General features: G+C 73.6%; 11 protein-coding genes. 7 read left to right on the forward strand and 4 right to left on the reverse strand.

From position 1 onward, the window contains the following. The first annotated feature begins 140 nt into the window (after nucleotides 1-140). Nucleotides 141-1,061, forward strand: coding sequence for an EamA family transporter (locus ACO229_RS20415; protein ID WP_423462605.1), 921 nt, complete (start codon nucleotides 141-143; stop codon nucleotides 1,059-1,061). Between the two features lie 46 nt (nucleotides 1,062-1,107). On the opposite strand, the gene ACO229_RS20420 is transcribed toward ACO229_RS20415, so the two are convergent. After that, a complete protein-coding gene (locus tag ACO229_RS20420) occupies nucleotides 1,108-1,845 on the reverse strand; it encodes a phosphotransferase family protein (RefSeq protein WP_423462606.1) in 738 nt (245 codons plus the stop codon). Between the two features lie 165 nt (nucleotides 1,846-2,010). Between ACO229_RS20420 and ACO229_RS20425 the strand changes: the two genes are divergently transcribed. Beyond that, entirely contained in the window at nucleotides 2,011-3,204 is a 1,194-nt protein-coding gene (locus ACO229_RS20425; protein WP_423462607.1) for a T6SS immunity protein Tdi1 domain-containing protein, read from the forward strand. Here ACO229_RS20425 and ACO229_RS20430 read toward each other — a convergent pair. Beyond that, nucleotides 3,170-3,811 (reverse strand): DUF222 domain-containing protein, encoded by a 642-nt coding sequence (locus ACO229_RS20430; protein ID WP_423462608.1) that lies wholly within the window; start codon nucleotides 3,809-3,811, stop codon nucleotides 3,170-3,172. The two genes, ACO229_RS20425 and ACO229_RS20430, sit on opposite strands and share 35 nt — an antisense overlap. 157 nt (nucleotides 3,812-3,968) lie before the next feature. On the opposite strand from ACO229_RS20430, the gene ACO229_RS20435 reads away from it, so the two are divergent. Together ACO229_RS20435 and ACO229_RS20440 are read left to right on the forward strand one after the other, a co-directional pair. Continuing rightward, the gene (locus ACO229_RS20435) at nucleotides 3,969-4,847 is read left to right on the forward strand and encodes a DUF2599 domain-containing protein (protein ID WP_423462609.1); all 879 of its coding nucleotides are present in this window, start codon (nucleotides 3,969-3,971) and stop codon (nucleotides 4,845-4,847) included. A 243-nt stretch (nucleotides 4,848-5,090) separates the two neighbouring features. Continuing rightward, nucleotides 5,091-5,402, forward strand: a complete 312-nt coding sequence (locus ACO229_RS20440) for a hypothetical protein (protein WP_397416520.1) — start codon at nucleotides 5,091-5,093, stop codon at nucleotides 5,400-5,402. 12 nt (nucleotides 5,403-5,414) lie between these two features. On the opposite strand, the gene ACO229_RS20445 is transcribed toward ACO229_RS20440, so the two are convergent. Then, nucleotides 5,415-7,526 carry an acyl-CoA dehydrogenase gene (locus ACO229_RS20445; protein WP_423462610.1) on the reverse strand — a complete coding sequence of 704 codons (2,112 nt, stop codon included), beginning with the start codon at nucleotides 7,524-7,526 and terminating at the stop codon, nucleotides 5,415-5,417. A 70-nt stretch (nucleotides 7,527-7,596) separates the two neighbouring features. Further along, on the reverse strand, nucleotides 7,597-8,334 hold the full coding sequence (locus ACO229_RS20450; protein ID WP_397416516.1) for a TetR/AcrR family transcriptional regulator: 738 nt from the start codon (nucleotides 8,332-8,334) through the stop codon (nucleotides 7,597-7,599). A gap of 184 nt (nucleotides 8,335-8,518) precedes the next feature. On the opposite strand from ACO229_RS20450, the gene ACO229_RS20455 reads away from it, so the two are divergent. From ACO229_RS20455 to ACO229_RS20465, 3 genes are read left to right on the forward strand one after another with little or no spacing between them, the layout of a single operon-like run. Further along, nucleotides 8,519-9,841, forward strand: a complete 1,323-nt coding sequence (locus ACO229_RS20455; protein WP_423462611.1) for an acetyl-CoA C-acetyltransferase — start codon at nucleotides 8,519-8,521, stop codon at nucleotides 9,839-9,841. A 48-nt stretch (nucleotides 9,842-9,889) separates the two neighbouring features. Then, nucleotides 9,890-11,239 (forward strand): 3-oxoacyl-ACP reductase, encoded by a 1,350-nt coding sequence (locus tag ACO229_RS20460; protein ID WP_423462612.1) that lies wholly within the window; start codon nucleotides 9,890-9,892, stop codon nucleotides 11,237-11,239. After that, complete coding sequence (locus ACO229_RS20465) at nucleotides 11,236-12,228, forward strand: MaoC family dehydratase (protein WP_423462613.1); 993 nt, start codon at nucleotides 11,236-11,238, stop codon at nucleotides 12,226-12,228. Before ACO229_RS20460 ends, ACO229_RS20465 begins: the two co-directional genes overlap by 4 nt. The last annotated feature ends 140 nt before the right edge of the window (nucleotides 12,229-12,368 follow it).

Consider the following 12,368-nt stretch of genomic DNA (forward strand, 5'->3'; position numbering starts at 1 on the left):
GACGCTACTTTTCACCCGCTCGGTGGAACAAGATCGGGAAAGTACGTAGTCAGGGGCACCGCCCACCGTTCAGGCCGGCTGAAGACTCGGGCAGTGATACGCGATGGACGGGCGGGGTCACCCGGGCCGACCATGACGGCATGCCCCTGCGCCACTCGCTCCTCGCCGTGCTCGTCATGGTGATCTGGGGCACCAACTTCCTGGCGATCGACCTCGGCGTCGACGACGTGCCGCCCGCCCTGTTCGTCGCCGTTCGATTCGTCGTGGTGCTGGTGCCGGCGATCTTCCTGGTCCCCCGGCCCGCGGCCGCGATGAAGGACGTCCTCGTGGTCGGCCTGTTCCTCAGCCTCGGCCAGTTCGCGCTCATGTACACGGCGATCTGGCTCGACATGCCGCCCGGGCTGGCCTCGCTCGTGCTCCAGGCCCAGGTCGTCCTCACGGTCCTCTTCGCGAGCGTCGCGCTCCGCGAGCGCCCGACGACGCCGCAGCTCGTCGGGGTCGTGCTCGGCGCGGTGGGCCTCGTCGTCGTCGGCCTCGGCCGGTCGGCGGCGACACCGGCGGTCGCGTTCCTGCTCACGCTCGCGGCCGCGGCGTCCTGGGCGACCGGCAACGTGATCGTGCGCCGGCTCGGGTCGGTCGACCAGACCACGGGCGCCCGGCAGGGACCGCTCGCGGGCCTGTCCATGACGGTGTGGTCGGGGCTCGTGGTCCCCGTGCCGATGCTCGCCCTGGCGGTGCTGCTCGACGGGCCGGCCGCCGTCGGCCACGCCCTGACGCACCCCACCTGGACCGCCGTGCTGTCCACGCTGTACACGGCGTGGCTCGCCAGCCTCGTGGGGTACGGCGTGTGGAACACCCTGCTGGCGCGGTACCGGGCGAGCGCGGTGGCACCGTTCACGATGCTCGTCCCGGTGGTGGGCATGACGGCGGCGTGGATCGCGTTCGGCGAGGTGCCGAACGCGGCAGAGGCCGGGGGCGGGCTGCTCCTGCTGCTCGGTGTCGCGATCACGTCCGGCCTGCTGCGCCGGCCGGGTTCGCCGCGCTACGGATCGGGCACGTAGCGGAGCCGTTGCGGAGCGGCGGCCGGGCCCGGACCCACGTCCGGGCTCACATCCGGGCGCGCAGCACGTCGATCTCGCAGCCCGGCGCGCCGGGGTCGAACCCGTGCTCGACGAGCCAGCGGATCGCCACCAGGCTGCGCAGCGACCACCACCCGCGGATCACGTCGAGGTCGACGTCGGCACCGTAGCCCGCGACGACGTCGTCCAGGCGGTCCTCCTGCCCGAGCGTCAGGACGGCGAGGTCGAACAGGGCGTCGCCCGGCCCCGCCTCGGTCCAGTCGATCACCCCGGTGACCTCGTCGTCCTCGACGAAGACGTGGCTGAGCTGCAGGTCGCCGTGCGCGAACACCGGCGTCCACGGCCGGAGCGCCGCCTCGGCCACCTCGCGGTTGCGCGCGACCAGGTCGGCGGGGAGCGTGCCGCTGCCCACGAGCCACTCGCACTCCTCGTCGAGCCGGGCCGCGATGTCCCCGAGGCCCTTGCCGGGCCAGGGCGGCACGGGCGCGTCGTGCAGCCTGCGGACCATGGCCCCCGCCGCGGCCCACGCCGCCGACGACGCGGTGGACGGGCTGCCGAGACGACCCAGCGCCGCGCCCGGCACCGCGGCGAGCGCGAGCGCCGGCGGGGTCCGCCACAGGACCTCCGGGGTCGGCACCGGCGCCCTCGCCATCGCCTCCACCTCGATGTCGCTGCGCGCCTGGTCGCCGTCCACCTTCAGGAAGACGTCACCCACGCGCAGCGTCGCGCAGTCGCGATGGGCGACGACGACCTCCACCTGCTCCATCCGGCCATCATCGCGGTGCGGCCGGTGGCACCGCACGGGATTTCCCGTGTCAGGTTCACCCTCCGGCGAGGCCGGGCAGGGGCGCCCGCCACTATTGAGAAACCGCGTAACAAAGATGTCACCGGGGGGTTCCCGGCGTTTACCCGGTAGTGGTTTCATTCGGACATGAAGCTGCTCCGAACTTTTCCGAAGGTTGCCTTCGAGTTCGGGCTCGCCTCATGGCGGTGGCTGGGGCTTCGCGAGCAGACTCCACGCTTCGCGACCTGTTTCGGCGACATCTTCCTCGAGTCGCTGGACGGATGGTGGTTCCTGGACACGGTCGAGGGCACGCTCGAGCTCCGCTGGACCTCCGCAGTCACCATGTACGCCGAGCTCGAATCGCCCGAGGGCCGCGCGACCTATCTGATGGACGACCTGGTCCGGGACGCCCGGAGCCGTGGCATCCACCTCGGCGAGGAGGACGTCTACACCTTCAACCCGCACCCCGCGCTGGGTGGCGAGCTGGGCGTGAACGGCCTCGGCACGATGCGCTTCGAGCTCGCGGTCAACTGGGTGGGCCAGATGCACGACCAGGTGCTGCACGGGTCGGGCGAGATCAACCTTCCCCCGATGCCGGACGACGGACGACGCGGCGCGGCACCCCAGGTGGCCGCCGCGTGGGACTCGGCGTGGTCCCGTGACGAGACGTTCGACGTGCCGTTCGAGCAGTACCTGGCCACCACGACCTTCGCCGCGGTGGCCACGCCGAGGCACGGCACGGGCGGGCACCCGGCCTCGTCGCCGGGTGCGCCGGGCCGCGGCCCGGGCACTACAGGCGCCCGGCCCTACGCGGCACAGGCGCAGCCCCTGGACCCACCCGGCCGGCCCGCCTCGGATCCCCTCGCCTGGCCAGGACAGGCCACGCCGGCAGGGCACTGGGCGGACAGCAGCCCGGTGCCCGCCGCGCCCGAGCAGTACGACTACAGCGCGCACGAGGTGCCGCCGGACCCGTACGGGGCGGACGCGGGCGGGACGCAGAGCGCCACCCACTACGCGGGACAAGGCTGGTCCGCGCCCGAACCCGCACCGGGCACGACCGGCCCCGCCTACCCCGACGACACCACGGCCGTCTGGGGCGCCCCCGGAACCGACGCGGGCTGGGCGGACGCCGGATGGTCGGACGACCGGCTGCCGGAGCAGCACCTGCCGGCCGGTCACCCGGCCGACGCCGGCCCGGGCGGTACCGGCTGGGCGGACCCGGGCTGGGCGAATCCCGGCTGGGGCGCCCAGGCACCGGCGGTCGCCGCGGGCGGCAGCCCGCAGCAGGCCCCGCCCGCCGACCCGTTCACCGCGTGGGACGACCTGTGGGGGAAGCGCTGACCCGCTGACGCCGGGACCGCGCCGACGCGACGACCCGCGGTTCCGGCCGCACGTCCGGCCGGAGCCGCCGTTCCCGCTCGGTGTGCGCGACCAGGCTCAGTTCTCCCGGTGTGGTGGTGCGGGCGTGCTTGAGCAGGCGCGTCTCCAGTGCCACCCGGTTGGCCCGGCGCAGCCCGTCCGTGTAGCCGAGGATCGTCTGCGCGTGGGCATGGCTGATGTGCCCGCCGCGCAGGGCGGCCAGGGTGCGCGGGTGCTCGTGCACCAGCGCACGGGACTCCTCGATCAGTGCGACCGCCGAGCCCTCCGGTACCCGCAGCGCCCGGGCTAGCTGCTCGACGAGCTCGGGGGCCAGGCCGGCGACGTCGTCCGCCTCGGCCGCGGGAGCCTCGAACTGCTCAGGCCGTTCGGCCACCCACTCACGGACCGACTCCATGAGCACGGCGCGCGAGGCGGCGAGCGAGGCCAGCAGCGCGTCGACCGCCGCCACCGCGTCGACCGCCTCCGTGAGGTTCGCGAACCCCGACTCGCGCGACGCCACCGCACCGCGCGCAGAACGGTCCGGCACGTCGGCCGGACCCCGAGTCACCAGCACCTTGTTCGAACGCATGTTCTAACCATAGGGGGTGGCGTTCGACCGCGCCACCCGGCACACCAGGCACGGGCGAAGTCCGTGCGGGCTCCCGCACCGGCCGCACACCGGACCCGCACACGGCCTCGCCCGCCGCACCGGGTGCGCCCCGGCACCCCTGCCGCACAATGGGTCCGTGCCGATCCGACCAGCCCGCAGAACCGCAGCCCGGCCGCTCGCCGCCTGCGCCGCACTGACGCTGGTCCTCCTGCTCAGCGGCTGCGAGCTGGTCGACCGGGCGGCGCAGCGCTTCGAGGACGAGCCGACGACCGCAGCGTCCCACGAGCCACCGGCACCCGGACCGGCCGAGGCGGCCGGCGACGCACCGGAGCGCCCCGTCAGCACGCTCACCACGGGCGGCGCCACGCTCGAGCTCAGGGCACCGCGGGCCGCCGTCGTCGAGGGTGACGGGCCGCGGACCGTCACCCTCGACCTCGCGCCCGGCGACACGGCGGACCTGACACTGGCCTCCGCCGGAGCGCTGGACGTCGACTCCGACGGCAGCGTCACCGTGCTCGACGGCGACGGCACACCCGTCGCGGCGCTCGGCCCGCCCGCTCCGCCGCCGGACGCCGGGTCCACCGCCCCACGCATCGAGGTGACGGACGCCGACGCCACCCACGCCCGCCTGGAGGTCGACGACCGGCTCCGGCCCGGCCAGGGGACCGGCGCCGCCGAGGGTGGCTCCGCAGGACCCGTGCGGTACACGGTCACGGCCGGCGACCGTGCGATCGAGAGCGCGACCTGGGGCGAGAACGAGGGCGGCCGGTCGCTCGCCGTCGACCCGGCGGACTGGGCCCGGCGCGCGGGCGAGGCGGGCCTGGACCTGATCCGGACGCAGCTCGTCGCGGCGGAGCCGGAGGCGGACAGCGCCACGATGGACAACCAGCTGGTGTGCCACGCGGTCGGCGCGATCGACAAGCCCACGTGGAACCTCGAGCCGTGGCGGCCCGACGTCGGCCTGATCCTCACCGCCACCGCGCACTGCAACCCGGTCCGGCGGGACGATCCGTGACCGAGTCGTGACCCGGGGCATGGGCGCCTCGAGGTGCGAGGCCGGTTTCCTTGGGGCTTACTGGAAGTGACGGCGAGGCAGGCTCGCCACACACAATCTGATGAGCCCCAGCTCAGCCGGAGCCGGTCCGTGCATCGTGCGTCCCCAGACGTCGCGACGGCGCGAGCGGGCACCCGGTGATCGACGGCATCCCCCTGGGGTCAGGCAATGCTCCTCGGAGACACCTTGGCAGGGAGGCTCCTGATGACCCGTGTACTCGTGATGGGATCGATCGTCGCCGTGGGTTGCGGCGCACTGCTCGGCCTCACCCTCGCATACCAGCTCGTACCGCTCGCCGTGCTCGCCGTCCTCCTCGGACTGGCGGGCACGTTCGTCGTGGCCCGGGCAGCTCCTGAACCGGTGCCGGTGCTGCGCGCCCAGGTCACCCTCGGCGGGCCGCTCGCGCGACCGGCCGAGAACGACGACGAGGACGAGGAGGCCGCCGCCGAGCCCGTCGAGGCTCCCGTGCAGCAGCTCCCCGCCCCCGTCGTGGCGGCAGTACCCGACGCCGCGTGACCGCCGCAGGCGTCAGGCCTGGGCCTGGCGCTTGCGCAGCTCCTTCTCGCTGACCGGCGCCGTGCCGCTCGCGCGCAGCTCGCGGTAGTACGTGCGCGCCTCGTCCTGACGCTCCTTCTCGGAGCCGTCGGCGATCGGGGCGCGGAGGTGCTCCTGCGTGAACCCCCAGGCGTCGACGACGTCGAGCACGTGCGGGCGGAGCTGCTTGAGCAGGCGGTCGATAGTCGACGTGACCGCCTTGGCGCGCCCGGTGGAGATGCGGCCGTTGGTGAGGTGCCAGTCGAGGTGCCGCTCGATCACGGTGAGCCCGTAGATGTCGCGCAGCAGCGTGAGCACCGCGCGGGTACCGGCGTCGGACACCGTGCCGATGGCCTTCGTGAACGCGTCCCAGCGCACGAGCTCGGCCCAGGCCGAGGCCGAGCCGAGAAGGCGCACCTGGTTGTCGTCGAAAATCTCCTGCGCCGTGATCGAGTCGGCCTTGAGCGCCGGGCGCATGCCCATCGCCGTGGCCGCGACCATGCCCTCGAAGCGCCCGGCGATCAGCCCGCGCTGCACCTCCGGGTCCAGCAGCCGGCCCGCGGACCGGGCGGCGCCGCCGTCGGCCACCGACTGGCCGAGCCGCTTGAGCGGGAGCTTGTGCAGCACCGCGTCCTTGGCCTGCCCGGCCACGATGCCCGCCATGCCCCCGGGGGTCCTGGCGGCCTTCGCCATCCGCTTGCCGTAGTCGCCCACGAGCCGCTTCGCCGCGAGCTGCAGGAGCACGTGGTTGTCGCCCTCGAACGTGGCGTAGATGTCGAGGTCGGCACGCAGGCCCGTGAAGCGGTTCTCGGAGAGGAAGCCGGCGCCGCCGCAGGCCTCGCGGCACTCCTGGAGCGTGTCGAGGGAGTACCAGGTGGAGGTGGCCTTGAGCGCGGCCGCCGTCGTCTCGAGGTCCTCGCGCTTGGCGGGGGTGTCCTCGCGGCCCGAGAACACGTCGTCGAAGAGGTCGAGCAGCTCGTCGTGCGCGAAGTGCATCGCGTAGGCCTCGGCGATCCGCGGGAAGAGGCGACGGCGGTGTGTCGCGTAGTCGAGCAGCGTCAGCTCGTCGGCCCCGGCGGACGGCGAGAACTGGCGCCGCTGCTCGGCGTACTTCGTGGCGATCGCGAGGCCGATCTTGGCGGCGCTGATCGATGCGCCGTCGAGCGACACGCGGCCCTGCACGAGGGCGCCGAGCATGGTGAAGAAGCGGCGGCCCGGGCTGTCGATCGAGGAGGTGTAGGTGCCGTCGGCGGCCACCTGGCCGTAGCGGGCGAGCAGGTCCCGGCGCGGCACGCGCACGTTCGTGAAGTGCAGCTTGCCGTTGTCGATGCCGTTCAGGCCGCCCTTCTGCCCGTCGTCCTCACCGCCCACGCCGGGCAGGAACTCCATGGTCTGCGGGTCGCGGATCGGCACGTAGAAGCAGTGCACGCCGTGGTCCACGCCGCCCGTGATCAGCTGGGCGAAGACGGTCGCGGCCACGCCGTGCTTGGCCGCGTTGCCGAGGTACTGCTTCCACGCCCCGCGGAACGGGGTGTTGAGCACGAACTCCTCGGTCTCCGGGTCGTACGTCGCCGTGGTGCCGATGGAGGCGACGTCGGACCCGTGGCCCGTCTCGGTCATCGCGAACGCGCCCGGCACGCTCAGGTCCATCGCTCCGGGGAGCAGCCGGTCCTGCTGCTCCTCGGTGCCGAGGTGCAGGATCGCGGCGCCGAAGAGGCCCCACTGCACGCCCGCCTTGATCTGCAGCGACGGGTCGGCGGCGACCAGCTCCTCGAAGCCCACCAGGTTCGCCCCGGCCTGGCCCCGCCCGCCGAGCCGCTCCGGGAACGCCCGGAGCACCTGACCGAACGGCACCATCGCCTTCATCTGGGCCAGGGCGATCTCCCGGTGCTCCTCCTTGGTGATCCCCTCCTTCTTCCAGAGCTCGGGGTGCTCGGCCACGAGGCGCCGCGCCTCCGCGCGCTCCTCGGGCCAGCGGCCCAGCAGCATCTGCTGCAGGGCGGGCACGTCCACGCGCGGGGCCGACGCCGGACGCGGTGTCGCGGGCCTGGGCGCCGCGGCCTCGGTCGCCGCGGGGGTGGTCACGGGCTCGGAGGTGGTCGTCATCGGTTCTCCTCGGTGTTCGGCCTCAGGCCAGGTTCTGGTTCTCGGGAGGGTGGATCGGGTCAGGGTCAGGTCACGACCGCAGGGACGCGGAGCCGGGCCGGTCGTGGTGCAGCACGCCCACGGGGCCGGTCCAGAGCCAGAGCGTCACGCGCTCCGTGAGCTCCTCGCGGCTCAGCGGGCTGGCCTCGACGTTGCGGTGGCCGAGCCACCACTCGCCGGAGCCTCGGACGAAGCCGACGGCGCCGGCGGCCCAGGCGGCGGCGTCGGCAGGAGTGACGTCGGTGGCGCGGGCGAACGGCTCCGCGACGAGCTCGATCACCGAGTCGAGGTAGGCGCCCAGCGGGTGCAGGTCCACGGCAGTGGTCGGGACGGCGGCGTCCGCGACGTCGGCGGCGGGAGCGCGGCGGCCGCGGCGGCCGCTCTCGACCGGGGCCGGCTCGTTGCCGCCGATGGCCGTGCGCGTGACGAACCAGTAGACGTTGGGCGAGCTCTCGATCATCTCGAGGTAGACCCGTACCATCTCGCGCAGCGCCATCTCGGGGCTGTCGGCGCCCTGTGCGGCGGCACGCAGCGCGTCGTGCATCTGCATCACGACGGTCTCGGCGACGGCGAGCCGCAGGCCCGCCTTGTCGTCGAAGTACCGGTAGACGATGGACTTGGACGTGCCCGCCGCGGCTGCGATCTCGTCCATCGAGACCGCGGGACCCAGGCGGTGCACGGCCTTGCGCGCCGCCCGGACGAGCTCGGCCCTGCGGGCCGTGCGGTGGTCGTCCCAGCGGGTCGAACGACCGTCGACTCCGATGCTCATCGGTCCGCCTCCTCACCGTGACTCGCTAGAGGTCTTGTGATTCGTCTCACGAGACTGAGAGTATCAGGTACTGTGAGTCCTGGGCACCACCCCGTGCGAACCGGGTCGCGGCCCGCCCCGGCCTCGGCCAGGCTCGAACCGACGAAGCCACTCGCCCGACGACCAAGCGAAGAGGAACAGCGACGTGTCCACTACCCCCTCCCCCGTCCCGTCCACGCGTGAGGCCGTGATCATCGGCGGCAACCGCATCCCGTTCTCCCGTGCCGGCAAGAAGTACGTCCGGACCAGCAACCAGGACATGTTCACCGCGGCGCTGGAGGGCCTCGTGGCCCGGTTCGGCCTGCAGGGCGAGCGCCTGGGCGAGGTCGCCGGCGGCGCCGTGCTCAAGCACAGCAAGAACTTCAACCTGATCCGCGAGTCGGTGCTGGGCTCCTCCCTGGCGCCCACCACGCCGGCCTACGACGTGCAGCAGGCCTGCGCCACCGGTCTGGAGGCCGCCATCGCGGTCACCAACAAGATCAAGCTGGGCCAGATCGAGTCGGGCGTCGCGGGCGGCACCGACACGGTGTCGGACGCGCCGATCGTCGTGAGCGACCGTCTCCGCGCCGCGCTCCTGGACGCCAACCACGCCAAGACGACCGGCGCCAAGATCCGCGCGCTGCTCCAGATCCGCCCCAAGGACCTCGCCCCCGCGACCCCCAGCACCGGCGAGCCCCGCACGCACCTGTCGATGGGCGAGCACCAGGCCATCACCACCGCGAAGTGGGGCATCACCCGCGAGGCGCAGGACGAGATCGCCTACAACTCGCACCGGAACCTGGCGCGCGCCTGGGAGTCCGGCTTCTTCGACGACCTGGTCACGCCGTTCAAGGGCCTGACCCGCGACGACAACCTGCGCGCCGACACCTCGCCCGAGAAGCTCGCCAAGCTCAAGCCCGTGTTCGGCACCTCGCTCGACGCCGAGGCCACCATGACGGCAGGCAACTCCACGCCGCTGACCGACGGTGCCTCCGCCGTGCTCTTCGCCTCGCGCGAGTGGGCGCAGGAGCGCGAGCTGCCGATCCTGGCGAAGTTCGTGGACGCGGAGACGGCGGCCGTCGACTTCGTGCACGGTCACGAGGGTCTGCTCATGGCCCCCGCCGCCGCGGTGCCGCGCCTCCTGGCCCGGAACGGGCTGACGCTCGAGGACTTCGACTTCTTCGAGATCCACGAGGCGTTCGCCTCCACCGTGCTGACCACGCTCGCCGCGTGGGAGGACGAGGAGTACTGCCGCACCGAGCTGGGCCTTCCCGGCGCGTTCGGCAAGGTCGACCGCAGCAAGCTCAACGTCAACGGCTCCTCGCTCGCCGCGGGCCACCCGTTCGCCGCGACCGGCGGCCGCATCATCGCGACGGCCGCGAAGCTGGTCTCGGCGAAGGCCGCGGAGACCGGGAAGCCCGCACGTGCGCTGATCTCGATCTGCGCGGCCGGCGGCCTGGGTGCCGTGGCCGTCATCGAGTCCGCCTAGTCCGGGCCGTCCGCCCGCCCCGCCGCCACCGCAATCGAAGAGGACACCGTGACCGACAGCTATCTCAACCTGGCCAACGGGACGCTCAAGCCCGTCTTCAAGAAGCTGGGCCTCCCCCAGCCCGCCATCCTCCGCCGCTACCGCCCCGGCGCCCCGCTGACCGTGGGCCCGGTCCTGGTCGTGGCCGACGACGCCTCGGCCGCCGACGCCGACGCCGTCGCCAAGACCCTGTCCGGCTGGGACCTCGACGTGCGCCGCAGCCCCGAGACCGCCGACGGCGAGCGGTTCGGCGCCGTGGTGCTGGTGCTGACCGGTGCCGAGACGCCCGCCGCGGTCTCGGCGCCCGTGCTGACCGTCGCCGGCACGCTGCGCCGCCTGGCGGGCAACGGCCGGGTCGTGACGATCTCCCGCGCCGTCGGGGACGGCGACGCCCCGGTCCTGGCCGCGACCCGGGGCGGGGTCGAGGGTCTGGTGCGCTCGCTCGGCAAGGAGCTGCGGGGCGGGTCGACGTCCAACGGGATCCAGCTCACCCACGACGCGGCCGTGGACTCGGCCTCCGCCGAGGCCACGCTGCGCTTCTTCCTGTCCGCGAAGTCGGCGTACGTGGACGGCCAGCTCCTGCCGGTCGGGCCGTCGGGCACGACCGACAGCACCGCCGTGGACTGGGAGCACCCGCTGGCCGGCAAGGTGGCCGTCGTGACCGGCGCCGCGCGGGGCATCGGCGCGGCCATCGCCCGGACCATGGCGCGGGACGGCGCGAAGGTCGTGGTGATCGACGTGCCGCCTGCCGGCGAGTCGCTGGCGGCCGTCGCGAACGAGATCGGCGGGGTCGCGCTCCAGCTCGACATCACCGCCGACGACGCGGCCGACAAGATCCTGGCCGCGGCCAAGCCGCTCGGTGGTCTCGACATCCTGGTGCACAACGCGGGGATCACCCGCGACAAGCTGCTCGCCAACATGACGGCCGACAAGTGGGACCCGGTCATCGCCGTGAACCTGACGGCGCAGCTCCGGATCAACGAGCGTCTGCTCGCCGCGGGCGTCGAGGGCCTGCGGATCGTCTCCCTCGCCTCGACCACCGGGCTCGCCGGCAACCGGGGACAGACCAACTACGGCTACACGAAGGCCGGCGTCATCGCGAACGCGGCCGCCGGTGCCCCGGTGCTCGCCGCGGTCGGCGGCACGACGAACGCCGTGGCACCCGGCTGGATCGAGACCGAGATGACCGCGAAGGTACCCGCCCTCACCCGCACCGTGGCTCGGCGGATGCCGTCGCTCGGCCAGGGCGGCCTGCCGGTCGACATCGCCGAGGCCATCTGCTTCCTGGCGTCCGACCCGGCGGCCGGGATCAACGGGCAGACGCTCCGCGTCTGCGGTCAGCACATGGTGGGCAAGTGACGGAGCAGGGGCGGGCGGTGGCACGGCGCGGTGCGCCGGCGTCGTACGGCGAGACGGAGCTGGCAGCGCTGCCGAAGCTGGGCGGGCTGTTCGCGAAGGGGGTCGCCGGGTCGGCGACGAAGCGCCCCCGGGGCGCGGTGCGCCTGCCGGAGGTGAGCTACCGCGTCGGCGACGTCGACACGTCCGGCGAGGCCGCGCACCTGGCGGCGTACCAGCAGCTGCTGGGCGAACCGGCGTCGGACGTGCTGCCGGCCGGGTTCCTGCACGTGCTGGCCTTCCCGCTGGCCACCGCCGTCATGGTGCGACCGGACTTCCCGCTGCCGCTGCTCGGGATGGTCCACCTCCGGAACGTGGCGCGCGTGCTCAGGCCGGTACGCCTGGGCGAACCGCTCGAGGTCCGGGCGTGGGCGCAGAACGCCCGCGGTCACCGCCGGGGTGTCCAGGTCGACCTGGTCGCGGAGGTGCTGACCGGCGGCGACCTCGTCTACCAGGGTGTCTCGACCTACCTCGCCAAGGGCTTCACGGCGCCCGACGAGGGGCCGTCCGGGGCGGGATCGTCCGGGGCGGGATCGTCCGCGACGGGATCGTCCGCGACGGGACGGCCCGAGTGGACGCCGCCGCTGCCGACCGCGCGCTGGACGCTCGGCGGCGGCACCGGGCGGGCCTACGGCGCGGTGTCGGGCGACCAGAACCCGATCCACACGTCGGCCCTGGGTGCCAAGGCGTTCGGGTTCCCGCGGGCCATCGCGCACGGGATGTACAGCGCGGCACGGGCGCTGGCGGAGGTCGGCCCGGCGCTGCGTGGCGACGCCTACGAGTGGACCGTCGAGTTCTTCCGGCCCGTGCTGCTGCCGGGCACGGTCGACGTGGCGATCCGCCCGGTGGCCGACGTCGAGCCGGCGGCCGAGGGCGCCGCGGGCTTCGTGTACGACGGCTGGCGCTCCGGCAAGGGCACCCGGCACTTCACGGGTACGGTCACCCCGCTCTGACGCGGCACGGTCGCGGCCTCGGTCGGAGGTGCCTCGCGGAGGCGCGTTGCCCAGGGTAGACATTGTCTACGCACAGCAACGCACCTCCGCGAGGCACCTCCGACCGGCGGCCAAGCGGGAGAGGACCACGCCCCTCCCGA

The organism is Promicromonospora sp. MS192, assembly GCF_049532985.1.
Classification (GTDB): domain Bacteria; phylum Actinomycetota; class Actinomycetes; order Actinomycetales; family Cellulomonadaceae; genus Promicromonospora.

Coding starts and splice junctions, on each gene's coding strand:
- ACO229_RS20415 (WP_423462605.1), top strand. CDS start 141: ATGCCCCTGCGCCACTCGCTCCTCGCCGTGCTCGTCATGGTGATCTGG.
- ACO229_RS20420 (WP_423462606.1), bottom strand. CDS start 1,845: ATGGAGCAGGTGGAGGTCGTCGTCGCCCATCGCGACTGCGCGACGCTG.
- ACO229_RS20425 (WP_423462607.1), top strand. CDS start 2,011: ATGAAGCTGCTCCGAACTTTTCCGAAGGTTGCCTTCGAGTTCGGGCTC.
- ACO229_RS20430 (WP_423462608.1), bottom strand. CDS start 3,811: ATGCGTTCGAACAAGGTGCTGGTGACTCGGGGTCCGGCCGACGTGCCG.
- ACO229_RS20440 (WP_397416520.1), top strand. CDS start 5,091: ATGACCCGTGTACTCGTGATGGGATCGATCGTCGCCGTGGGTTGCGGC.
- ACO229_RS20445 (WP_423462610.1), bottom strand. CDS start 7,526: ATGACGACCACCTCCGAGCCCGTGACCACCCCCGCGGCGACCGAGGCC.
- ACO229_RS20450 (WP_397416516.1), bottom strand. CDS start 8,334: ATGAGCATCGGAGTCGACGGTCGTTCGACCCGCTGGGACGACCACCGC.